A 22449-nucleotide genomic window follows, 5' to 3' on the forward strand; every position below is an offset into this window, starting at 1 on the left:
CATTCTGAGCCGGGTCGAGCGCGACTTCGGCGGCCGCGTCATCGAGGTCGAACTCGAGCGCGACGACGGCGAACTTGTTTACGAGCTCGAACTTCTGCTGCCCGACGGCCGGGTCATCGAGCTCGAGTTCGACGCGCGCACCGGCGAACTCGTCAAGCTCGAAGGCGCGCGCCTGGAAACCGTCTTCAAGTTGCGCCCCGGCGCCGGAGCTGCGTCGCGATGAGGGTCCTGGTGGTCGAGGACGACGCTGCATTGCGCACGCAGATCGCCGACGCGCTGCGGGCCAGCGACCACGCGGTCGACAGCGCCGCCAGCGGCATCGACGGTGAGCATCTCGGCCGGGTGGAGCCCTTCGACGCGGTGGTGCTCGACCTGGGCCTGCCCGGCCGCGATGGCCTGGCGGTGCTGCGCGGCTGGCGTGCGGCCGGCGTGGCCACACCGGTGCTGCTGCTCACCGCGCGCAGCAGTTGGCAGGAGAAGGTGCTCGGCATCGACGCCGGTGCCGACGACTACCTCGCCAAGCCCTTCCAGATGGAGGAGCTGCTGGCTCGGTTGCGTGCGCTGATCCGCCGCTCGGGTGGCCATGCGCAGGCGGAACTCCGCTGCGGCCCCGTGCAGCTCGACACGCGTAGCTGTCAGGTCAGCGTGGCCGGCAGCGTCGTCAACCTGACCGGACATGAATACCGCGTGCTCGCATTCCTGATGCACCACGCCGAACGCGTGGTGTCGCGCACCGAGCTGGCCGAGCACCTGTACGCCCGGGACGCGGACCGCGACAGCAACACGATCGATGTCTTCATCGCCCGACTGCGCCGCAAGTTGCCCGAGAACTTCATCGTCACGGTGCGCGGCTTGGGCTTCCGTGTGGGAGGCAGCGCATGAAGGCCGGCTCGCTCCAACGGCGCTTGCTCCTGGCAGCGCTGGCGTGGATCGCAGCCGCGCTGGCCGCCGCGGCCTTCGTGCTCGGCGGGTTGTTCCGCGAGCATGTGGAGGCGGAGTTGGCCACGCGCATGCAAGGCCACCTCGAGGAGCTGATTGCCGCGCTGGTGCGCGGCGAAGATGGTGGGGTGAGTCTGGACCGCGAACTGTCCGAGCCGCTGTTCCGCCAACCGTACGGCGGCTTCTACTGGATCGTGCAGCGGGGCGACACGGTGCTGCTGCGATCGCGCTCGCTGTGGGATCACACGCTCGCGTTGCCCGCTGGCACCGCATCCACGACAGGCGTGCAGCGCATCGAAGCCGAGGGCCCGCGCGATCAGCCGCTGGTGCTGTGGTCGCGCAGCGTGCAGTTGCCGAATGACAGCGCGGCGCTGCGCGTGGCGGCGGGCGCGGACGTGAGCAACCTCGACGCCATGACACGCTCCTTCGCACGCACGCTGACCGTCTCGCTCGCCGTCGTGGCGGCGGCGCTCATGGCCGCGGCGGTGCTGCAGGTACGTCTGGGCCTTGCGCCACTCGGCCGCCTGCGCAAGGCTTTGCTCGCACTGCGCGCCAGCCGCGCGACGCGCGTCGAAGGGCGTTTCCCGAACGAGGTGCAGCCGCTGATCGACGACCTGCACGGGCTGCTCGACGAGAACACCGCCATCGTCGAACGCGCTCGCACCCAGACCGGCAACCTCGCGCATGCGCTGAAGACGCCGCTGGCGGTGATCACCAATGCGTCCGCGCAGCTGCCCGGCCCCGAGGGCGAACTGATCCGCGCGCAGGCCGGGCGCATGGCGCGCCAGGTCGAGCTGCAGCTGATGCGCGCCCGCGCCGCGGCCACGGCGCGCCAGCGCGGGCCGGGCAGCACGGTGCGGCTCGCCGTCGATGACCTGCAGCGCGCGCTCGAGCAGCTCTACCGCGAGCGAGGACTCGAGTTCACCGTGCGGCAGGAGGGGGCACCCGTGTTCAGCGGCGAGCAGCAGGACCTGCACGAGATGCTCGGCAACCTGCTCGACAACGCCGCGAAGTGGGCGCGCCGCCGCGTGCAGATCAGCTTGAGCGCGCCGCTGCGCCAGATCGTCTGCGAGATCGAGGACGACGGTCCGGGCATCGCAGCGGCCGAGCGTGCCGTGGTGCTGCAGCGTGGCAGGCGGCTCGACGAATCGCAGCCCGGCTCGGGCCTGGGGCTGACCATCGTCGACGACCTAGCGCGGCTGCACGGTGGCAGCCTGACTCTCGGCGAGAGCCGTCTCGGCGGCCTGCTCGCCCGCCTGGAACTGCCGGCGGCCGGCCACGCCAGTGCTTGACTTCATTTGCCGCTTTTCCCATCCTTTACTCATCCAGCAGGAGATACACCATGGCAAACACCGTTCGCATCGATACCGCATCACCGGACAGAGGAGGCGGTCTGTCGACGGCTGTCTGGGTCGCGGGGCTGGCCGTCTTGCTGCTGTGGTCGCTGACGGCCTGGGCGATGGCCCTGCTACTCACCGGCGGCGGTGAGTTCGCGGCGTCGCAAGCCGCGGCCTGGGCGCCGTTCTATCCGGAGGTCGAGCTCGCGCTCTCCACAACCTCGGCCTGGTTGAGCCAGTTCGGCACGGCGGCGCTGTGGATCGTGTGGGGGTTCGGTGCGGTGCTGATCGTCTTCGGCACATGGCTGGCGGCGCGCTGCGTGCGGGCACTGGAGCGAGGTTTCGACCGCTTGGCGCCGCAGGCTTCAGCCGCCTGGGGCGGCGCGCGCCATCGTCTCGAATCACGCACCGGTGCCGCTTCGTCCGCGCCATCGGCCGACGGGTCGCGGCCGGCCGGCTCATAGCACACCGGCACCGCGCCGCAGGGGCGGGGGCGCCGCACCCGCTCCCTAAAATGGCCGGATGAAACCCGCCTTCGTCCACCTGCGCAGCCACACCGAGTACTCCGTCGTCGATGGCACCTTGCGCATCGACGACATGGTGGCCGCGGCGGCGGCCGATGGTCAGCCGGCGCTGGCGATCACCGACCTCGGCAACCTGTTCGGGGCCGTCAAGTTCTACAGCGCGGCTCGCGGACAAGGTGTGCAGCCCCTCGTCGGTGCAGAGATCTGGCTGGAACCCGAAGTCGGCTCGACCCCCGGCGACCGGCAGGCCAGCCGCCTGCTGCTGCTCGCGCAGAACGGTAGCGGCTACTTGAACCTGTGCACGCTGATTTCGCATGCGTGGACGGAGAACGTGCAGCGCCACCAGGCCTGCGTCGCCTGGGCACGGCTGGCTGAACACAGCGAAGGTTTGATCGCGTTGTCAGGTGCTGATCTCGGCGGCATCGGACAGGCGCTGCTCGCCGGCGATGCGGCGCGCGCCGAGGCTTTGGCGCTGCGCCTGGCCGCCGTCTTTCCGCAGCGCTTTTATCTCGAACTCCACCGCGCCGGCCAGCCGGGCAACGAAGAGCAGGTCCGTGCCGCCGTGCCGCTGGCGGCCAAGCTCGGTCTGCCGGTGGTCGCCACGCATCCGCTGCAGTTCCTCGCACCCGACGATCACGAGGCGCACGAGGCGCGGGTCTGCATCGCGGAGGGCGAGTTGCTGTCCAACCCGAGGCGCATCAAGCGCTTCACGCGCGAGCAGTATTTCAAGAGCGCGGCGCAGATGCACGAGCTGTTCGCGGATCTGCCTTCGGCGCTGGCCAACACGCTGGCCATCGCGCGGCGCTGCCACCTCACGCTGACGCTGGGCAAGCCGCAACTGCCCGACTTCCCGATCCCCGAAGTGGGCGGCGAGCGCATGGCGCCCGAGGCCTACTTCCGGCATACCTCGCACGAGGGCCTGGAGCGCCGGCTGCGCCAGCTCTATGCCGACGAGGCGGCGCGCGAATGCGAACGCCCGCGCTATGCCGAGCGGCTGGAATTCGAAATCGCAACCATCGTGAAGATGGGCTTTCCCGGCTACTTCCTGATCGTGGGCGACTTCATCAACTGGGCTCGCGCCAATGGCTGCCCGGTGGGTCCGGGCCGCGGGTCGGGCGCCGGATCGCTGGTGGCCTATGCGCTGGGCATCACCGACCTCGACCCGCTCGCCTACAACCTGCTGTTCGAGCGGTTTCTCAACCCGGAGCGGGTGTCGATGCCCGACTTCGACATCGACTTCTGCCAGGCCAACCGCGACCGCGTGATCGACTACGTCAAGCAGAAATACGGCCGCGACGCCGTGAGCCAGATCGCCACCTTCGGCACCATGGCGGCGAAGGCAGCGCTGCGCGACGTGGGCCGTGTGCTCGGCATGGGCTACGGCCATGTGGACAGCATCGCAAAGCTGGTCCCGGCGCCGCCGGGCAAGAGCGTGACGCTCAAGCGCCCGCCGCCGGACTACAAGCCGGACGGGAGCGGCCCGATCTACGCGCGCCGCGAAGCGCCCGAGATCGAGGAGCGCGAGAAGCGGGAAGAAGAGGTCGCCGAGCTGCTGGCGTTGGCCGAGCGCCTGGAAGGTACGGTGCGCAACGTCGGCATGCACGCCGGCGGTGTGCTGATCGCGCCCGGGCGGATCACCGATTTCTGCCCGCTCTATCAGCAGCCCGGCAGTGTCGCGGCGGTGAGCCAGTTCGACAAGGACGACGTCGAGGCGATCGGCCTGGTCAAGTTCGACTTCCTGGGCCTGGCCACGCTGACCATCCTGGAAATGGCGAAGGACTTCATCGTCGCACGCCACCCGCACCGCGCCGACTTCAGCTACGAGGCCTTGCCGCTCGACGATCCGAAGGTTTACAAGCTCTTTTCCGACGGGCTGACCGAGTCGGTCTTCCAGTTCGAATCCGGCGGCATGCAGCGCATGCTGAAAGACGCCAAGCCGAGCCGCATCGAGGATCTGTTCGCACTCAACGCGATGTTCCGGCCGGGACCGATGGAGATGATCCCGACCTTCTGCGCGCGCAAGCACGGCCGCGAGGAGGTGACCTATCCGCATCCGCTGCTCGAGTCGGTGCTGGGCGAGACCTACGGCGTGATGGTCTACCAGGAACAGGTGATGCAGGCCGCGCAGGTGCTGGGCGGCTATTCGCTCGGCGGCGCCGACCTGTTGCGCCGCGCGATGGGCAAGAAGAAGGCCGAGGAGATGGCCAAGCACCGCGCCATCTTCCGCGAGGGTGCCGCGAAGAAGGGTATCGGGCAAGCCAAGGCCGATGAAGTGTTCGACCTGATGGAGAAGTTCGCCGGCTACGGCTTCAACAAGAGCCATGCCGCTGCCTACTCGCTGCTCGCGTACCACACCGCCTGGCTCAAGGTGCACCACCCGGCCGAGTTCTTCGCGGCCAACATGACGATCGAGATGGACGACGCCGACAAGCTGCGCGTCCTGATCCGCGACGCCCGGCAGTTCAGTATTGCCTTCGATGCGCCCGACATCAACGTGGGCGGCTGGCGTTTCGAGCCGACCTCCGACCGGCGCGTGCGCTACGGCCTGGGCGCCATCAAGGGCACGGGGCAGGGCGCGATCGAGGCCATCGTCGAAGCGCGCCGAGGCCACGAAGGCGGCCTGGACGATTCGGCAGGCCATCCCTTCAAGAGCCTGTTCGACTTCTGCGCCCGCGTGGACCGCAGCCGCGTCAACAAGCGCGTGGTGGATGCGCTGATCAAGGGCGGCGCCTTCGATGCGCTCGGCCCTGACCGCGCGCAGCTGATGGCCAGCGTGCAACTGGCCTTCGACTATGCCGACAGCCAGGCCGCGCATGCGGAGCAGAGCGGCCTGTTCGACTTCGGCGCCGACGACGAGGACCAGCATGCCGCCTCGACCAAGGAGCCTGAACTCATCGCGGCCGAGCCGTGGAGCATCCGGCAGCGGCTCATGCTGGAGAAGCAGGCGCTCGGCTTTTACCTGTCAGGACACCTGTTCGACGAGAGCGCAGAGGAGGTGCGGCGCTTTTGCAAGCGCCGCATCGACGACCTGCTCGACAGCCGCGAGCCGCAGTTGCTGGCCGGCATCGTCACCGAATTGCGCGTCGTCAACGGCCAGCGCGGCCGTGTGGCGATCTTCAAGCTCGACGACAAGAGCGACCAGATCGAGGCGGTGGTCGCCGAAGATCTGCTGAGCGCGAACCGCGAATTGCTGGCCGAGGACGAACTCGTCATCGTGCAGGGCAAGGTACAGCCCGACCGCTTCTCGGGCGGCGTGCGGCTCAACGTTCAGCAGGTGTGGAGCCTGGCGGCCGCACGCTGCAAGTTCGCGCGCTTCTTGCGTGTGGCAGTCAATGGCAGCGCGCCCGCATTGAGCGAGCTGCTGCGCGAGTTTCCGCCGCGCAGTGTTCGCACGGAGCAGGGTTCGCTCACCGAGGGCCTGGCCGTGCGCCTGCTGTTGCAGCGGCACAGTATCCAGGGCGAGGTCGACCTCGGCGACGACGGTCGGTTCTTTCCGTCCGATGCCGCTTTGGCTCGCTGGAAATCGAGCGCAGCGCAGGCGGTCGTGATCTACGACTGAATTTCGCGACTGCTTCGTCGCCTACGCCCCTAGAGCGAAGGCGCGCGCGGCACACTGGCCGCGCTTGTTTGCGTGCAGTCCGTCTGCCGCAACGGGGACTGCACCAACGGAGCTTGAACATGAAACATCTTTTCGTCGCCACGCTGATGGTTGCCTTTGCCGCTTCACCGGCCTTCGCCGCAGATGTCGGCGTGTCGGTCAGCATCGGTCAGCCGGGCTTTTACGGCCGCATCGACATCGGCAACGGATATCCGCCGCCGCGAGTGATCTATGCGGAGCCGGTCGTCGTGGTCGAGCGGCCGGTCGCGGTGATCCAGCGGCCGATCTATCTGCGTGTGCCGCCCGGTCATGCCCGGGACTGGCGCAAGCACTGCGGCCGCTACGACGCTTGCGGCCAACGCGTCTATTTCGTGCAGGACGGCTGGTACCAGCAGGAATACGCGTCGCGCCATCGCGGGGGTGACCGTGACCGCGATGACGACCGCGACTACGGCAAGCGGCACAAGCACGACCACAAGCACGCCGGCAAGCGCCGGGGGCGCGACCGCGACGACTGAAACAAGCGGCCTGCGAGCGGCCCGCCGCCGTTACGCTTGGACCGACCGATAAGCACTGCGCCCCCGCCGCGTTTGCGCAGATCGCAGACCGCACGCCGCCGACTATCCTGCCCCGCGTGGCACCCATCACTGGCCTCATCCTCACCGGCGGCGGCGCTCGCGCGGCCTATCAGGTGGGTGTGCTGGCCGGGCTGAGCCGCCTGCGCCGCGAGGCCGGCGAGCTGCCCGGCAACCCCTTTCCCGTGATTGCCGGAACCTCGGCCGGCGCGATCAATGCAGCGGCGCTGGCTTGCGGCGCCGACGACTTCGATACTGCGGTGGCCTTGCTCAACCGCGTGTGGCGCAACTTCCACGCCGAGCAGGTCTACCGCGCCGACGCTTTCGGCGTGATCCGCAGCGGCGCCCGCTGGCTGTCCTTGTTCACTCTGGGCTGGGCGCTGACGCGATGGCGCCGCGCTCGGCCGCGTTCGCTGCTCGACAACTCGCCGCTCGAAGACTTGCTGCGCGAGTTGCTGCCGCTCGATCGACTGCGAGGCCACCTGCAGGCCGGTCATTTGCGCGCCCTGGCCATCACCGGGTCAAGCTATAGCACCGGCGAGCACCTGACTTTCTACGAGGCGGTGGATGAGATCGCGCCCTGGACGCGCTCGCAACGCGTTGCCGTGCGCGCCCGTTTGACGCATGAGCACCTGATGGCCTCGTCGGCGATTCCCTTCATTTTCCCGGCGGTGCCCCTGTCGGTCCTGGGACGCCGCGATCACGTGGGCGACGGCTCGATGCGGCAGTCGGCACCAATCTCGCCCGCCGTGCACCTTGGCGCGGACCGCATCCTCGTCGTCGGCGCCGGGCGGCTGAACGAGCCGGTGGGCGCACGGGCGGCAGTCAGTGGCTATCCGAGCCTGGCGCAGATTGCCGGGCACGCGCTGTCGAACATCTTTCTGGATGCGCTGGCCGTTGACATCGAACGGCTGCAGCGCGTCAACCACACGCTGTCGCTGCTTGGACCCGAAGCACTCTCTCGCACTTCGCTGCGGCCGATCGAGCTGCTGGTGATCGCGCCGAGCCAGCGACTGGACGACATTGCCGCGCGCCACCTGCACTCGCTACCGACACCCGTGCGCGCCATGCTGCGAGCCGTTGGTGTTTCCGCCGGCGAGGTGCCATGCCAGAGCGGCGGCGATCGTGGCGCGGCGCTGGCCAGCTACCTGCTTTTCGAGGCGCCGTACACGCGCGAGCTGATTGCGCTGGGCGAGGCCGACACGCTGGCACGCCGAGAAGACGTGCTGCGCTTTTTCGGCTGGGGCCGCGCACGGAGCGGGCTGTCCGCGGCGGCGTAAGACGATCGACCGTTTCAGCGGGTGCTTGCTTGCGGTTTGGCGATTTTCTGTGCTGCCGTTGTCGCCTTGGGGGAAGCCGCCGTCTTGCTCGCCGTCTTGGCTGCGGTAGACGCAGCGCCGGCATAGCTCGCGTCGTTGACGGTCAGCCCTGCAGCCGAAAAGCGCGCCGCATTGCCTGAGCCCACACCGGAGACGCGGTCGATCAGATCGTTCCAGTCCTTGAAGTTGCCTTTCTTGCGTTCGTCGAGCAGCTTGGTGGCGAGTGCCGGACCGATGCCTTTGACGCTATCGAGCGCGGCCATGTCGGCCTTGTTGACATCGACCGCGGCGAAGGCAGCAGCGGCAAACAGCGCGAGCACGGCGCCGAACAAAGTCTTGAGCATGTTTTTCTCCTGGGGTTGAAGGACTGCAGCGCTTTCGAGCCTGCAGACAAATCCTAGGCGGCTGCGTCACGGCTGCCGACCCCAAGAGGAGGGCGTCACGATGGGGGCTGGGCAGCCGCGTTGCGGCGCGGCGGGCCTCGGCAAGCGCGACGACTGTTGCAAGCAAGGCGCCGGAGCAAGAGGAAGAGCGGGGCACGGGTGCCTCGCTTCACCACGGCCGCCGCGACTGCGACGCCTTCAGGATTCAGCGAAACAGCTCGTTGTAGCTCACGCTGGCCGTGCCGAACTTACCGACCACCAGCCCGCCGGCCCGATTGGCGATCGGCATGGCGTCGCGCGCCGTCATGCCGCAGGCCAGCAGCGTGGCCATGGCCGCAATCACGGTATCGCCGGCGCCGGTGACATCGAACACCTCGCGGGCCTGAGCCGGAACCGCGGCCGTGCCGGCTGTATCGAACAGCGTCATGCCTTCCTCGGAGCGGGTGAGCAGCACGGCTTGCAGGCCCAGCGTCTTGCGCAGGGCCTGCACGCGCTCAAGCAACTGCGCCTCGCCCGCCCATCCCCCGATGACCAGCGCAAGTTCGGCGCGGTTCGGTGTGACCAGGTCGGCGCCGGCATAGGAGCGATAGTCGCTGCCCTTGGGATCGACCAGCACCGGCTTGCCGGCGCGTCGCGCCGACTCGATCATGCGCGGGATGTGGGTGAGACCGCCCTTGCCGTAGTCGGAGAACAGCACCGCGTCGTGCTCCGGCAGCACGCGTTCGTAGTCGGCAAGCATCTGGGTGAGCACTTCGTGCTCCGGCTGGTTCTCGAAGTCGATGCGGATCAGCTGCTGCGAGCGGCCGATGACGCGCAGCTTCACGGTGGTGTAGAGCTTGGGGTCGCTGCCGAGCAGCGAGGTGATGCCTTCGCGTTCGAGGAGTCGGCGCAGCACGCGCGCCGGCTCGTCGTCGCCGACGGCGGTCAGCAGTGTGGCCTGCGCTCCCAGCGCCTTCACGTTGAGCGCCACGTTGGCCGCGCCGCCCAGGCGCTCCTCCTCGCGGTTCACGCGCACCACTGGCACAGGCGCCTCGGGCGAGATGCGCTCGACCGCGCCGAACCAATAGCGGTCGAGCATTGCGTCACCGACCACCAGCACGCGGGCTGCCGCCATGCGCTCCTTGCTCGGGACGCTGCTCACGGCGATTTTCCGGGCGCTGCGGTCGCCGGCCGGCACGAAGCGCCTGCTGCACAGCAGTGAGTCGGCGGCCGCCTCATTGATCCTCCTGGCGCCGGGGCGGATAACTGTCCCAGGTCTGGCAACCGGGACATTGCCAGAAGTAATGCTGGGCCTCGAAGCCGCAGGCCGCGCAGCGGTAGCGTTGGCCGGGTTTGGCGGCGGCGGCGGCGAGTAGCTGGAGTTGCTCGGCATCGGCCACCGACAGACTCTCGCCGCGCGCGAGTTGTTCCTTGAGCAGCACTACGGCGGCCGAGAGCGTCGGGTGAGCCTGCAGGTGCGCCCTCAACAGCGACTGGCGCTCGGCGGCGTCCGGCGTCAGGCGAAGCAGGGCGGTCAACAAATCGAGGCTGGGCTGGCGCTCGTACACCGCCTTCAGACGCGACGAAGCCGCAGCGTCGTCGTTGCAAGCGAGGGCGCTGGCGGCGTAATCCCCTGCGATCAGCGGGAACGTGGTCGGCTGCACTGCCAGCAAGTCGTCCCAGACGGCGAGCGCTTCACGATGGCGACCCGCCTGCACGTGACGATGCCCCTCCAGCACCCGCGGCCGCGCGGCTTGCGGCGCGGCCGTGCGGGCCTCATGCAGCGCTGCTTCGGCCTCGGCCGCGCGGCGGCACGTTTCGGCCTCGAGCGCGATCTCGCAGTGATAGTGGGCAACGCGTGTGGCGAACGAACCGGCACCGGCCGCCTCGAGCTGACGCGCGATTTCGATCGCGGCAGGCCAATCGCGGGTGCGCTCATAAAGCGTGAGCAGCTCGAGCTTGGCGTCGGTGCCGAAGGCGCTGCCTTCGAGCGCCTTGAAGGCCGCCTCGGCGCGGTCGAACAGGCCGGCCTTGAGAAAGTCCTGAGCGAGCGCGTGCTGGGCCCGGTCGCGTTCGGTGACCGACAAGTCGCCCCGGCCGAGCAGGTGCTGGTGCACGCGCACAGCGCGCTCGTACTCGCCGCGGCGGCGGAACAGGTTGCCCAGGCCGAAGTGCAGCTCCGAGGTTCCGGGGTCCTGTTGCACCGCTTCGATGAAGGCATCGATGGCCTTGTCGGGCTGTTCGCTGAGCAGCAAGTTCAGCCCCTTGTAATAGGCCTTGGGCGATTCCTGCTGTTCGCGCTTCCACTGCTTGAGATCGAAGCGCGAGGCGAGCCAGCCCAGCGCGAAGGCCACCATCAGGCCGAGCAGGCCCAGCGGAAGGGCTGTCTGAGGATCAAACTCCATCGCGCGGTGGATGTTCCAGCGGCGCTGGCTCGACGGCGCGCGCCGCTTCCACCTCGAGCATCGTCGTGGCGGTGTCGCTGCGCGGCACGCGCTGCGCTTGGGCGTCGCGGCGCAACCGCCACCAGCTCGGCAGCATCGCCATGATGCCTAGGGCACAGCCCAGGCCGAAGGCGGCAAGCACGATGAAAACCATCGGCGCACGCCATTCATGACCGAAAAACCACCTCACGGCGGCGTCGTGCTGGTTGTTCAACGCGAACGCGAACAGCGTGAAGAAAATCGCGGCTCGGAAGAGCCAGAGGACGATGCGCATGGTCGCGGGATTCTATCGACGCCCTCGGTCTGCGTCGCGAACGCGTTCAGGGCGCTGGTGTGTCGGCGGCTTGCGCGGCCTGGGCTTCGAGCGCGGCGGTGCGGGCGTCGACCGCCTCGCGCAGTGCCTTGCCAGGTTTGAAATGAGGCACCAGCTTTTCGGGAATCAGCACCTGCTCGCCGGAGCGCGGATTGCGGCCCATGCGCGGCGGGCGGCGATTGATCGAAAAGCTGCCGAAACCTCGTATTTCGATGCGGTGACCTCGCGCGAGGGCATCGCTCATCGCGTCGAGAATGGTCTTGACGGCGAACTCGGTGTCGCGCTGCGTCAGCTGGCTGAAGCGTTCACCGAGCAGGGCCACGAGATCGGAACGGGTCATCGGTCGGTGCGCTCGCGAGTGGCAGGACGGGCCTGCACGAATGCCCTCGCGCTGAGGCGTGAAGGCATGCGCGCAGGCTGGAAGCCGAGGGGCTTCCAGCCTGTGGATCGATCAGTTGTTGCCCTGGTCCAGCTTGGCCTTGAGCAACGCGCCCAGGCTGGTGGTGCCGGCGTTCTCGCGCTCGGAAGTCTGCGACAGGCGCTGCATCGCCTCCTGGTTGTCGACGTTGTCCTTGGCCTTGATCGACAACTGGATCGAGCGCGTCTTGCGATCGATGTTGATGATCAGCGTGGAGACTTCTTCGCCTTCCTTGAGCACGTTGCGCGCGTCTTCCACGCGGTCGCGAGAGATCTCGCTGGCGCGCAGGTAGCCGGTGACATCTTCCGTCAGCTGGATCTCGGCGCCCCGCGCGTCGACCGTCTTGACCGTGCCGGTCACCGTCATGCCGCGGTCATTGACCGAGGTGTAGGTGGTGAACGGGTCGGAGTCGAGCTGCTTGATGCCCAGCGAGATGCGCTCGCGTTCCACGTCGATGGCCAGCACGATCGCCTCGACCTCCTGGCCCTTCTTGTAGTTGCGCACCGCGGCCTCGCCCGGCTCGTGCCAGGACAGGTCGGACAGGTGCACCAAGCCGTCGATGCCGGCCGCCAGACCCACGAACACGCCGAAGTCGGTAATCGACTTGACCGGGCCCGTGAGCTTGTCGCCGCGCTTGTGCTCCTGGGCGAACTCGTCCCAGGGGTTGGCCTTGCACTGCTTCATGCCCAGGCTGATGCGGCGCTTGTCCTCGTCGATCTCGAGCACCATGACTTCGACCTCTTCGCCCAGAGTGACGAGCTTGGAGGGTGCGACGTTCTTGTTGGTCCAGTCCATCTCCGAGACGTGCACCAGGCCTTCGATGCCCGGTTCGATCTCGACGAACGCACCGTAGTCGGCAATGTTGGTGACCTTGCCGAACAGGCGGGTGCCTTGCGGGTAGCGGCGCGACACGCCGACCCAGGGATCGTCGCCCATTTGCTTGAGGCCGAGCGAGACGCGGTTCTTTTCGGCGTCGAACTTGAGCACCTTGGCGGTCAGTTCCTGGCCGACCTGCACCACCTCGCTCGGATGGCGCACACGGCGCCAGGCCATGTCGGTGATGTGCAGCAGGCCGTCGATGCCACCCAGGTCGACGAAGGCGCCGTACTCGGTGATGTTCTTGACCACGCCTTCGACGAAGGCGCCTTCGCGCAGCGTGGACAGCAGCTTGGCGCGCTCTTCGCCCATCGAAGCCTCGACCACGGCACGGCGCGACAACACGACGTTGTTGCGCTTGCGGTCGAGCTTGATGACCTTGAACTCCATCGTCTTGCCTTCGAACGGCGTCATGTCCTTGACCGGACGCGTGTCGAGCAGCGAGCCGGGCAGGAAGGCGCGGATGCCGTTGACGAGGACGGTGAGCCCGCCCTTGACCTTGCCGTTGACGGTGCCGGTGACGAAATCGCCCGACTCGAGCGAGGTTTCGAGCGACATCCAGGACGCCAGGCGCTTGGCCTTGTCGCGCGACAGGATGGTGTCGCCATAGCCGTTCTCGATCGCGTCGATGGCGACGGAGACGAAGTCGCCGACCTGGACTTCGAGTACGCCCTGGTCGGTCTTGAATTCCTCGATGGGGACGTAGGCTTCGCTCTTGAGGCCGGCATTGACGACCACGAAGCTGTGCTCGATGCGCACCACCTCGGCAGAGACGACTTCGCCGGTGCGCATGTCTGAGCGCTTGAGCGATTCCTCGAACAGGGCGGCGAACGATTCCATGCCTTGCGACGAGGCGGTTGCGAGTTCTGACATTGGGTTATTTCCTAGGGACCGGCGAACCGGTGCTGCTGCCACGGGCGTGGCGGGTTCAGTTGAAAAACCGACGTTTCCTTGTACCTGTGCTGCCGGATGGCGGCAGCGAAAGAGGCACTGCGAAGAAGCGTCGGGCCTGGGACTGTTCGGCGGGGCTCAATACGGCTCCGAGCCCCTACCGAACGGCTGCATCGCTGCCCACCAATCGAGCACCTGTTCGACCGAGGCATCGATCGAGAGTGCAGAGTTGTCGAGTAGCTTGGCCTCCGAAGGCGCCTTCAAAGGCGCGATGCTGCGGTTTTGGTCCCGTGCATCGCGCGCCTCGAGGTCGTCGCGAAGGGCTGAAAGATTAGCAGAAATTCCTTTTGAAATCAACTGCTTATGGCGTCTTTCCGCGCGCGTTGCGGCACTTGCGGTAAGGAACACCTTGAGCGCGGCATCCGGGAAAACGACGGAGCCCATGTCGCGGCCATCGGCCACGAGCCCCGGCAGGCGGCGAAAGCTCAATTGCAACTCGAGCAGCGCCTTGCGCACGGCGGGCAGCGCCGCGACCTGCGAGGCCAGGCTGCCGACCGCTTCTGCGCGCAGTGCGTCGGTCACGTCCTCGCCGCCCAGCAGTGCGCGAAGTTGGTCGAAGCGTAGCGGCAGTTGGCGCGCCAGGGCCGCAACGCGGCGCTCGTCGTTGGCATCGATGCCCGCACGCAAAGCGGCCAGCGCGGTGGCGCGATAGAGCGCGCCCGAGTCGAGATGGTGGTAGCCGAGCCGCAGCGCCAACTCGTTGCCAAGCGTGCCCTTGCCGGAGGCCGTCGGCCCGTCGACCGTGAGGACCGGGATCGTGTCGCGGTCTGCTCGGGCAATGGAGAAGAGGACGCTGAAATAGTCGGGAAAGGTCTTTCCGACGCAGCGCGGGTCGAGCACGCGAACCGGCACGCTTGGGCGCTTGGCATCGAGGACCGTTCCACCCGTGCGCTGGTCATCCAGCGCAAACACGCCGGCTGATTCCGGCGCACCGGCGGCCAGCGCATTGAACGCCGCAAGGGATGCGCACATGGCCATGCGGTGGTCGTCGTAGGTGTGGATCGACGCAGCCCGCCAGTGCGTGGGGGGACCGACTTCGATGAAGTCGGCACCCTCGACGACGCGGGCGCCGAACTTGCGCAATTCCGCCGCCATCGCGGCAATGCGGTCGGTTTCCTTGACCCGCCAGCTTGCGATGTTGGTAAGCCGCGTGGTGCCGTCGGCATAGAGCGCCATCATGGCCAGCGTCATTGCCGCATCGGGGATGTGGTTGCAGTCGAGCGTGATGGCTTTCAGCGGCCAGGCGCCGCGCCGGACCTGCAGCGCGTTGGCTTCCTCGACAATGTCGGCGCCCATCGCGCGCGCCGCCTCGATGAAGCGGATGTCGCCCTGGATGGAGCCGATTCCTGCGCCCTCGATGCGCAACGGGGCTTCGGTTGCCGCGATCGCGCCAGCAGCGATGAAGTAAGAGGCCGATGACGCATCGCCCTCGACGTGGATGTCGCCCGGCGAGCGGTAGACGCTTGAGGCCGGGAGGGTGAAGCGTTGCCAGCCCTCGCGCCGAACGTGAACGCCGAAGCGCTCCAGCAGCGCCAGCGTGATCTCGATGTAAGGCTTGGAGATCAGCTCGCCCTCCACCTCGATGACCCGCTCGTGTTCAGCAGCGACCAGCGGCAGAGCCATCAGCAGGGCTGTGAGGAATTGGCTGGAGACGTCGCCGCGCACGCAGATCGGGGTGCCCTGCCGTAGCTGGGTCGGACCCTCCAGGCGCAAGGGCGGATAGCCCGGCTGGCTCAGGCAGGTGATGCTGCAGCCGAGCGAGCGCAGGGCATCGATCAAATCGCCGATCGGTCGCTCGTGCATGCGCGCCACACCGCTCAGCTCGAAGCAACCGCCTTGCGTTGCCGCCAGCAGCGCGAGCGCCGCCGCAAGCGGGCGCATCGCGGTACCGGCGTTGCCGAGAAAGAGTTGCGCCTCGTGCACCGACAGCCGGCCGGCGAGGCCGGTGATGCAGATCGAGCCCCCGTGGGTTTCGACTGCGCAGCCCAGTGTGCGCAAGGCGTCGATCATCACCCGCGTGTCGTCGGAGTCGAGCAGGTCATGAATGCGTGTGCGGCCGGCGCTCAGGCCGGCGAGCAGCAGCACGCGGTTGGAGATGCTCTTGGAGCCCGGCAGACGCACGGTGCCGCTGACGCCGAGCAAAGGCGGCAGATCGAGAAACGCGGGCGCCATGGCGCGGCTGGCATCGGACATCGGAAAGCTCACAACCGCGGTCGCGCCTTCAGCGCGTGCCGCCCGGCTTAGGGTTGCTCATCTGCCAGCCGGCGCGCATGTCGGAGGCGCTGCGGATCAAGTCTTCGAGCGCCTCGTGGTTGCCGAGCTTCATCACGTGCTCGAGCGCGTCGAGCGTGTGGCGGAAGCGCTGTGATTGCTTGAGAACTTCTTCGCGGTTGCTGATCAGCACGTCGCGCCACATTACCGGGTCGCCCGCGGCGATGCGGGTGAAGTCGCGAAAGCCCGGGCCGGCCAGCGACAGGAAGTCGCGCCCCGCGGGCTGCTTGGCCACCGACGAAAAATAGGCGAAGGCCAGCAGGTGCGGCAGGTGGCTCACGGCGGCAAACGCCGCGTCGTGGTTTTCAGCGCTCATCTTCAGCACCTGGCAGCCGATCGCTGCCCAGACATCGGTCGCCTTTTGCAGCAGTACAGGATCGGTCTGCACCAACGGCGTAAGGATGACCTGGCGGCCCGCATAGAGCTGCGCATCGGCGTTCTCGATGCCGGCCACTTCCTTGCCGGCAATGGGGTGCGCCGGCACGAAGCAGCCGACCTTGTCTTTGAGCACGCGCCGGGCGGCATCGACGACATCGCGCTTGGTGCTGCCGACATCCATGAAGAGAACATCGGGCTCGACCAGGTGGCGCACGGCCTTGAGGGTGGCTTCCGTCGCAGCGACCGGCACTGCCAGCAGCACCAGGTCGGAGCCCGAGACAGCCAGCAACGCCGATTCAGCGGCAGTGTCGATCACACCGAGCTTCTTCGCTCGCTCGGTGGTCGATGGCGACTTGCTGTAGCCGACCACCCGCTTGACCAACCCGGCACGCTTGAGTGCGAGCGCGAACGAGCCGCCCATCAGGCCGCAGCCGATCACCCCGAGTTGATTGAACATGGGCAGCAGCGCTCGCGATCAGTGAACGTCCAGCGGGTAGGTGCCCAACAGCTTGAAGAACGAGCAAGCCGCGCGCAATTCGCCCAGGGCCGCAGCCAATGCCGGCTGCTCTGGATGGCCCTTGAGGTCGATGTAGAAGTAGTACTCCCACTGATCGGCGCTGCGCGCCGGGCGCGACTCGAAGCGCGTCATCGACACGCCGTGTTCCTTCAGCGGCACCAGCATGTCGTGCACCGCGCCCGGCCGGTTGGTGACCGAAACGACCAGGCTGGTGCAGTCGTGGCCCGAGGACTGCGGCTGCGGGTTGCGTTCGGGGTGGCTGACGATAACGAAGCGGGTGCGGTTGTGCGGGTCGTCCTGGATCGCGGGCGCCACGATATGCAAGCCGTACTCGCTGGCGGCACGTTCGCTCGCCACAGCCGCCAGTTTCGGGTCCAGCGAAGCCAGCCGCGCGCCTTCGGCGTTGCTCGCCACCGGCCGGCGTTCCACATCGGGCAGGTGATAGCTAAGCCATCCATGGCACTGAGCGAGCGCCTGCGGATGTGCGCACACGGCCTTGATGCCGGAGACGGCGTTGTCCCGGCGCAGCAGGTTGTGGCGAACGAACAGGCTCGTCTCGCCCACGATGAAGAGCGGCGTCGTCAGGAACAGGTCTAGCGAGCGTGCGACCACGCCTTCAGTGGAATTCTCGACTGGAACCACGCCGAAGTCGGCGGCGCCTGCGGTGGTGCTGCGGAACACCTCGTCGATGCTCGCACAGGGCACCTGCACGATCGAGGAGCCGAAATAGCCTAAAGCTGCGAGTTCGCTGAACGTGCCGGCGGGGCCGAGATAGGCGACGCGAGTGGGAATTTCCAGAGCCCGGCAGGCCGACATGATCTCGCGCCAGATCGGCGCCACGCTGTCGGTTTGCAAAGGACCACCATTGCGAAGCTTGAGCCCATCGATCACTTGCGCCTCGCGTTCGGGCCGGAACACCACCGAGCCCTCTCGCTTCTTGATGCCGCCGACCTGCAGCGCCAATGCGGCGCGGCGGTTCAACAGAGTCAGCAGGTCACGGTCGACCAAATCGATCTGCTCGCGCAGTCCGGCCAGGGCCGGATCACCGGGAGCATGTGGCGGCGCGTCGTCGGAGTCAGGCATGGCGTGCCGCAAATTCTCGCATGTAGCCCACCAGCGCCTGCACCCCTTCGAGCGGCATCGCGTTGTACAGCGACGCTCGCAGACCACCGACGCTTTTATGCCCTTTGAGCTGCAACAGACCTTGCGTCTCGGCGCCCGCAAGGAAAACCGGATCGAGCGAACTGTCGGGCATAAAGAAGGGCACGTTCATGCGCGAACGAGCCGAAGGCTCGACTCGGTTGACGTAAAAACCCGAGCGGTCGATGGCGTCGTAAAGAAGCGAGGCTTTCTCGATATTGCGCCGCTCCAGCTCCGCCACGCCACCCTGATCAGTCATCCACTCGAAGACGAGGCCGGCAACGTAGATGGCCCACGTCGGCGGCGTGTTGTACATCGAGTCATGTGCCGCAACCACCGAGTAATTGAACGCAGCGGGGCAAACTCGCAGCGCGTGACCGAGCAGGTCCTCGCGCACAAAAACCAGCGTCAACCCGGCCGGGCCGATATTCTTTTGCGCGCCGCCGTAAGCCAGGCCGACTCTCGACCAGTCGATCGGTCGCGAGGCCAGGTGCGAAGAGCAGTCGATCACCAGCGGCGCATCGCAGCCGAGCGCGTGCAAGTCGGGCAACTCGTGAAACTCGATGCCGTTGATCGTCTCGTTGCTGCACACGTGCACGTAGTTCGCGCGGGCGCTGAGCTGCCAGCCGGCCGGATTGGGCAGCCGCGTGTGGTTCGCTTCACCCGGTTGCACGTTGCTGGCGACGACGCGCGCCTCACCGTAGCGCAGCGCCTCCTGATGCGTCTTGAGCGACCACTGGCCCGTGACGACATGGTCGGTCACGCCGCCGCGCGACAGGTTGAGCGGCACAATCGAGTTCTCGGCGATTGCACCGCCCTGCATGAACAGAATCTTGAAGTGCGGAGGAACGGCAAGCAAGGCACGCAGCTGGTGCTCGGCGCTCGCGAAGATCTCGCCGAACTCGCGGCCCCTGTGGCTCATCTCCATGACACCGATGCCGCTGGATCGACCATCGGCGCAGCGCCAGTCCAGCATCTCGGCCGCAGCGCGCTCGAGCACCGACGGTGGGAGGGTGGCCGGTCCGGCCGAGAAGTTGTAGGGTCGCTCGGCCATCACCTCGCCGGAGCACTGCCTGCGCCACCGGCGCCGGAGGGGGGCTGAACGTTCAGGCGTTGCGCCATCGACTGCTCCAAGGCGCGCAGCTTCGGCTCGATGGTGCCCCGCGAGTCCGCGACGAGCTTGTCGGAGAGGGCACGCTGCATTTCAGCTCCGAGCGACTGGAACTTGCGGTTGACCGGCGACTCGAGGAGTCCAATCAGTTGGACGAGCTCCGCTTCGCTGAAATTCGCCTCGAGGACCGGGCCGATCGTCGCCGGCGCGAGTTCGACAGCGCGTTTTGCCAGGATGGGCACGGCCTCCTCGGCGTACTTCTTCGCATCGGCCTGAATTTCCTTGGCGACCGCCTCACGCCTGTCCGCCGGCAGATTGCTCTGAATGACCAGTGCGGCGCGTTGCATCATCTGAGCGGCGGGCTGTTCTGCAAGCACGCGCGCCGCGCCTTCGATACCGGGGCGTTGCAGCTGCAGCACCTTCGCGACCAGTTCCTTCTTCGCCTTGCTTGCCGCAGGAGCGGAAGCGGGCGCCGCAGCAGGAGCCTGAGCGAGTACGGGGCTGGCTAGGGCAATCGACGCGGCCAGCATGATCGTCTTGAGCTTCATTGAATCTCCTCCCCGGGGTCGCCGGTCGTTGTGTCGGTTTCCGCATCGGCAGCGTCGTTCTCGACGATGCGCTGCAGTCCGCTGAGCTGCGAGTCGGCGTCCAGGGCGATCAAGGTGACGCCCTGGGTGGCGCGGCCGAGTTCACGGATCTCGCTGACCCGCGTGCGCACCAGCACACCGCGGTCGGTGATGAGCATGATCTCGTCTGCCGGCCGGACCAACGTGGCCGCGACGACCTTGCCGTTGCGCTCGGTCTGCTGGATCGCGATCATGCCTTTGGTGCCACGGCCATGCCGTGTGTACTCGGTGATCGAGGTGCGCTTGCCGTAGCCGTTTTCCGTTGCGGTGAGCACGCTCTGGCTTTCGTCTTCTGCGACCAGCATCGCGATCACGTTCTGGCCTTCCTCCATCATCATGCCGCGCACGCCGCGCGCGTTGCGGCCCATGGGGCGGACATCGTTTTCGTTGAAGCGCACCGCCTTGCCGCCATCGGAGAACAGCATCACGTCGTGGCCGCCGTCGGTCAGTGCTGCACCGATGAGGTGGTCGCCCGGATCGAGGTCGACGGCGATGATGCCGGCCTTGCGCGGGTTGTTGAACTCGTCCAACGCGGTCTTCTTCACCGTGCCGAGCGCCGTGCCCATGAAGATGAAGTGATCGGCCGGAAAACTGCGGAATTCGCCGGTCAGCGGCAGCACGACAGTGATTTTTTCGCCGGCCTGCAGCGGAAACATGTTGACGATGGGCTTGCCGCGCGCATTGCGCGAGCCTTGCGGCACTTCCCAGACCTTGAGCCAGTAAACCCGGCCGCGGTCGCTGAAGCACAGCATCCAGTCGTGGGTGTTGGCAATGAAGAGCTGGTCGATCCAGTCGTCTTCCTTGGTCTGCGTGGCCTGCTTGCCGCGACCGCCGCGGCGCTGAGCCCGGTACTCTGCGAGCGGCTGGCTTTTCACGTAGCCGGTGTGGCTGAGCGTCACCACCATGTCGGTCGGCGTGATCAGGTCCTCGGTACCGAGTTCCTGCACGTTGTGTTCGATGCGGCTGCGCCGTGCGCCCAGCTTGGTCTGGCCGAACTCCTGCTTCAGCGCGATCAGTTCCTCGCCAATGATGACGGTCACACGCTCGGGTTTGGAGAGAATGTCCAGCAGATCGGCGATCTGCGCCATCACCTCCTTGTACTCGCCGATGATCTTGTCCTGCTCGAGGCCCGTCAGGCGCTGCAGGCGCATCTGCAGGATCTCGCCGGCCTGGTCATCCGACAGGCGGTACAAGCCGTCGGGCTGCATGCCGTAGCTGGCGGGCAAACCATCGGGCCGGTAAGCTTCCCGACCGCCGGGGGTATCGACCTCGGCACGCGCGAGCATCTCCCGCACCAATGACGATTCCCAGTTGTGTGCCATCAGCCCCTGCCTCGCCAGGGGCGGTGTCGGCGAATTCTTGATGATTTCGATGAAGCGGTCGATGTTGGCCAGCGCCACCGCCAGACCTTCGAGCACGTGGCCCCGTTCGCGCGCCTTGCGCAGCTCGAACACCGTGCGCCGTGTGACGACTTCGCGGCGGTGCTCGAGGAAGATAGCGACCAGTTCGCGCAAATTGCACAGCTTGGGCTGGCCGTCGATCAGCGCAACCATGTTGACGCCGAAGCTGTCCTGCAGCTGGGTCTGCTTGTACAGGTTGTTGAGCACCACCTCGGGCACTTCACCGCGCTTGAGTTCGATGACGACGCGCATGCCGGACTTGTCGGATTCGTCCTGGATATGGCTGATGCCTTCGAGCTTCTTCTCGTGAACGAGCTCGGCCATGCGCTCGAGCAGCGTCTTCTTGTTTACCTGATACGGGATTTCATCGACGATGATGGCCTGGCGTTGGCCGCGATCGATGTCTTCGAAGTGGCACTTGGCGCGCATCACCACCTTGCCGCGCCCGGTGCGATAACCCTCGCGCACGCCGACCAGGCCGTAGACGATGCCGGCGGTCGGGAAGTCGGGCGCCGGAATGATTTCCATCAACTCGTCGATGGAAGCGTCGGGGTTTCTCAATAAGTGCAGGCAGGCGTCGACCACCTCGTTCAAGTTGTGCGGCGGAATATTGGTCGCCATCCCGACAGCGATACCTGACGATCCGTTGACCAGCAGATTGGGAAGCCGTGTTGGCAGCACCAGCGGCTCTTTTTCCGAGCCGTCGTAGTTCGGCCCGAAGTCCACCGTTCCTTTGTCCAGATCGGCCAACATTTCGTGGGCAATCTTCGACAGACGGATTTCGGTGTAGCGCATCGCGGCGGCGTTGTCCCCGTCGACCGATCCGAAATTGCCTTGTCCGTCGACCAGCATGTGACGCAGCGAGAAATCTTGCGCCATCCGCACGATGGTGTCGTAGACCGCCGTGTCGCCGTGCGGATGGTATTTGCCGATCACGTCACCGACGATGCGAGCGCTTTTCTTGTAGGCGCGGTTCCAGTCGTTGTTCAGTTCGTGCATTGCAAACAGCACGCGCCGGTGGACTGGCTTGAGACCGTCGCGCGCGTCTGGGAGGGCGCGGCCGACGATCACGCTCATTGCGTAGTCGAGGTAGGAGCGCCGCATCTCCTCTTCGAGGCTGATCGGCAGGGTTTCCTTGGCGAATTGGCTCATGCGTGGGGCACTGGTCGGCGGTAAGGATCCGCAGACGACGCAGCGCGCAGGCACGCGCGCTGCTGTGATGGGCGGGGAAGGCCTGATTCTATGTGTGCCAGGGCTGTCGCCCTGGCGCAACAACCGTTCGCCTCCTCACACAGGCGACAGGCAAAGACTTGTCCCTTAGATGTCGTATGGCACAATGATTTGTCAGTT

19 protein-coding genes are annotated in these 22449 nt (G+C 66.8%); 7 read left to right on the forward strand and 12 right to left on the reverse strand.

Annotated elements, in window-relative coordinates; all coding sequences use genetic code 11:
• From H0W40_RS01370 to H0W40_RS01400, 7 genes are all read left to right on the forward strand, one after another.
• Nucleotides 1-223: PepSY domain-containing protein (locus tag H0W40_RS01370; protein ID WP_292442269.1), on the forward strand; the 223-nt coding region annotated here is incomplete at its 5' end.
• Nucleotides 220-882: a response regulator transcription factor gene (locus H0W40_RS01375; protein ID WP_292442271.1), complete on the forward strand. Its 663-nt coding sequence runs from the start codon at nucleotides 220-222 to the stop codon at nucleotides 880-882. The genes H0W40_RS01370 and H0W40_RS01375, both read left to right, overlap by 4 nt.
• Entirely contained in the window at nucleotides 879-2231 is a 1353-nt protein-coding gene (locus H0W40_RS01380) for a sensor histidine kinase (RefSeq protein ID WP_292442273.1), read from the forward strand. Before H0W40_RS01375 ends, H0W40_RS01380 begins: the two co-directional genes overlap by 4 nt.
• A gap of 50 nt (nucleotides 2232-2281) precedes the next feature.
• On the forward strand, nucleotides 2282-2740 hold the full coding sequence (locus H0W40_RS01385; protein ID WP_292442276.1) for a hypothetical protein: 459 nt from the start codon (nucleotides 2282-2284) through the stop codon (nucleotides 2738-2740).
• A 58-nt stretch (nucleotides 2741-2798) separates the two neighbouring features.
• Complete coding sequence (dnaE, locus tag H0W40_RS01390) at nucleotides 2799-6359, forward strand: DNA polymerase III subunit alpha (protein ID WP_292442278.1); 3561 nt, start codon at nucleotides 2799-2801, stop codon at nucleotides 6357-6359.
• Nucleotides 6360-6478: 119 nt separating this feature from the next.
• Nucleotides 6479-6916, forward strand: coding sequence for a hypothetical protein (locus tag H0W40_RS01395; RefSeq protein WP_292442280.1), 438 nt, complete (start codon nucleotides 6479-6481; stop codon nucleotides 6914-6916).
• A gap of 116 nt (nucleotides 6917-7032) precedes the next feature.
• Nucleotides 7033-8253 carry a patatin-like phospholipase family protein gene (locus tag H0W40_RS01400; protein ID WP_292442282.1) on the forward strand — a complete coding sequence of 407 codons (1221 nt, stop codon included), beginning with the start codon at nucleotides 7033-7035 and terminating at the stop codon, nucleotides 8251-8253.
• 14 nt (nucleotides 8254-8267) lie between these two features.
• On the opposite strand, the gene H0W40_RS01405 is transcribed toward H0W40_RS01400, so the two are convergent.
• From H0W40_RS01405 to gyrA, 12 genes are all read right to left on the reverse strand, one after another.
• On the reverse strand, nucleotides 8268-8636 hold the full coding sequence (locus H0W40_RS01405; protein WP_292442285.1) for a helix-hairpin-helix domain-containing protein: 369 nt from the start codon (nucleotides 8634-8636) through the stop codon (nucleotides 8268-8270).
• A 244-nt stretch (nucleotides 8637-8880) separates the two neighbouring features.
• The gene (gene rfaE1, locus H0W40_RS01410) at nucleotides 8881-9789 is read right to left on the reverse strand and encodes a D-glycero-beta-D-manno-heptose-7-phosphate kinase (protein WP_292442418.1); all 909 of its coding nucleotides are present in this window, start codon (nucleotides 9787-9789) and stop codon (nucleotides 8881-8883) included.
• A 100-nt stretch (nucleotides 9790-9889) separates the two neighbouring features.
• Nucleotides 9890-11059, reverse strand: coding sequence for a lipopolysaccharide assembly protein LapB (gene lapB, locus H0W40_RS01415; protein ID WP_292442287.1), 1170 nt, complete (start codon nucleotides 11057-11059; stop codon nucleotides 9890-9892).
• Nucleotides 11049-11372: a lipopolysaccharide assembly LapA domain-containing protein gene (locus H0W40_RS01420; protein ID WP_292442289.1), complete on the reverse strand. Its 324-nt coding sequence runs from the start codon at nucleotides 11370-11372 to the stop codon at nucleotides 11049-11051. The genes lapB and H0W40_RS01420 overlap by 11 nt, the downstream gene beginning before the upstream one ends.
• Before the next feature lie 46 nt (nucleotides 11373-11418).
• A complete protein-coding gene (locus H0W40_RS01425) occupies nucleotides 11419-11751 on the reverse strand; it encodes an integration host factor subunit beta (protein ID WP_292442291.1) in 333 nt (110 codons plus the stop codon).
• Between the two features lie 111 nt (nucleotides 11752-11862).
• Nucleotides 11863-13578, reverse strand: coding sequence for a 30S ribosomal protein S1 (rpsA, locus tag H0W40_RS01430; protein ID WP_292442293.1), 1716 nt, complete (start codon nucleotides 13576-13578; stop codon nucleotides 11863-11865).
• Nucleotides 13579-13734: 156 nt separating this feature from the next.
• Nucleotides 13735-15849 (reverse strand): bifunctional 3-phosphoshikimate 1-carboxyvinyltransferase/cytidylate kinase, encoded by a 2115-nt coding sequence (locus H0W40_RS01435; protein ID WP_292442295.1) that lies wholly within the window; start codon nucleotides 15847-15849, stop codon nucleotides 13735-13737.
• Nucleotides 15850-15877: 28 nt separating this feature from the next.
• Nucleotides 15878-16762 carry a prephenate dehydrogenase/arogenate dehydrogenase family protein gene (locus H0W40_RS01440; RefSeq protein ID WP_292442296.1) on the reverse strand — a complete coding sequence of 295 codons (885 nt, stop codon included), beginning with the start codon at nucleotides 16760-16762 and terminating at the stop codon, nucleotides 15878-15880.
• 18 nt (nucleotides 16763-16780) lie between these two features.
• Nucleotides 16781-17905, reverse strand: a complete 1125-nt coding sequence (gene pheA, locus H0W40_RS01445) for a prephenate dehydratase (RefSeq protein ID WP_292442301.1) — start codon at nucleotides 17903-17905, stop codon at nucleotides 16781-16783.
• Entirely contained in the window at nucleotides 17898-19016 is a 1119-nt protein-coding gene (gene serC, locus H0W40_RS01450) for a 3-phosphoserine/phosphohydroxythreonine transaminase (RefSeq protein ID WP_292442304.1), read from the reverse strand. Before serC ends, pheA begins: the two co-directional genes overlap by 8 nt.
• Complete coding sequence (locus H0W40_RS01455; protein ID WP_292442307.1) at nucleotides 19016-19621, reverse strand: hypothetical protein; 606 nt, start codon at nucleotides 19619-19621, stop codon at nucleotides 19016-19018. The genes serC and H0W40_RS01455 overlap by 1 nt, the downstream gene beginning before the upstream one ends.
• Nucleotides 19618-22251, reverse strand: coding sequence for a DNA gyrase subunit A (gyrA, locus tag H0W40_RS01460; protein ID WP_292442310.1), 2634 nt, complete (start codon nucleotides 22249-22251; stop codon nucleotides 19618-19620). The genes H0W40_RS01455 and gyrA overlap by 4 nt, the downstream gene beginning before the upstream one ends.
• Nucleotides 22252-22449: the final 198 nt, after the last annotated feature.

Source organism: Methylibium sp. (genome assembly GCF_013817345.1).
Classification (GTDB): Bacteria; Pseudomonadota; Gammaproteobacteria; order Burkholderiales; family Burkholderiaceae_C; genus Methylibium.

Excerpts from the sequence above, each read along its gene's own strand:
- H0W40_RS01375 (WP_292442271.1), top strand. The coding sequence starts at position 220 with ATGAGGGTCCTGGTGGTCGAGGACGACGCTGCATTGCGCACGCAGATC.
- H0W40_RS01380 (WP_292442273.1), top strand. The coding sequence starts at position 879 with ATGAAGGCCGGCTCGCTCCAACGGCGCTTGCTCCTGGCAGCGCTGGCG.
- H0W40_RS01385 (WP_292442276.1), top strand. The coding sequence starts at position 2,282 with ATGGCAAACACCGTTCGCATCGATACCGCATCACCGGACAGAGGAGGC.
- dnaE (WP_292442278.1), top strand. The coding sequence starts at position 2,799 with ATGAAACCCGCCTTCGTCCACCTGCGCAGCCACACCGAGTACTCCGTC.
- H0W40_RS01395 (WP_292442280.1), top strand. The coding sequence starts at position 6,479 with ATGAAACATCTTTTCGTCGCCACGCTGATGGTTGCCTTTGCCGCTTCA.
- H0W40_RS01405 (WP_292442285.1), bottom strand. The coding sequence starts at position 8,636 with ATGCTCAAGACTTTGTTCGGCGCCGTGCTCGCGCTGTTTGCCGCTGCT.
- rfaE1 (WP_292442418.1), bottom strand. The coding sequence starts at position 9,789 with ATGGCGGCAGCCCGCGTGCTGGTGGTCGGTGACGCAATGCTCGACCGC.
- lapB (WP_292442287.1), bottom strand. The coding sequence starts at position 11,059 with ATGGAGTTTGATCCTCAGACAGCCCTTCCGCTGGGCCTGCTCGGCCTG.
- H0W40_RS01420 (WP_292442289.1), bottom strand. The coding sequence starts at position 11,372 with ATGCGCATCGTCCTCTGGCTCTTCCGAGCCGCGATTTTCTTCACGCTG.
- H0W40_RS01425 (WP_292442291.1), bottom strand. The coding sequence starts at position 11,751 with ATGACCCGTTCCGATCTCGTGGCCCTGCTCGGTGAACGCTTCAGCCAG.
- rpsA (WP_292442293.1), bottom strand. The coding sequence starts at position 13,578 with ATGTCAGAACTCGCAACCGCCTCGTCGCAAGGCATGGAATCGTTCGCC.
- H0W40_RS01435 (WP_292442295.1), bottom strand. The coding sequence starts at position 15,849 with ATGTCCGATGCCAGCCGCGCCATGGCGCCCGCGTTTCTCGATCTGCCG.
- H0W40_RS01440 (WP_292442296.1), bottom strand. The coding sequence starts at position 16,762 with ATGTTCAATCAACTCGGGGTGATCGGCTGCGGCCTGATGGGCGGCTCG.
- pheA (WP_292442301.1), bottom strand. The coding sequence starts at position 17,905 with ATGCCTGACTCCGACGACGCGCCGCCACATGCTCCCGGTGATCCGGCC.
- serC (WP_292442304.1), bottom strand. The coding sequence starts at position 19,016 with ATGGCCGAGCGACCCTACAACTTCTCGGCCGGACCGGCCACCCTCCCA.
- H0W40_RS01455 (WP_292442307.1), bottom strand. The coding sequence starts at position 19,621 with ATGAAGCTCAAGACGATCATGCTGGCCGCGTCGATTGCCCTAGCCAGC.
- gyrA (WP_292442310.1), bottom strand. The coding sequence starts at position 22,251 with ATGAGCCAATTCGCCAAGGAAACCCTGCCGATCAGCCTCGAAGAGGAG.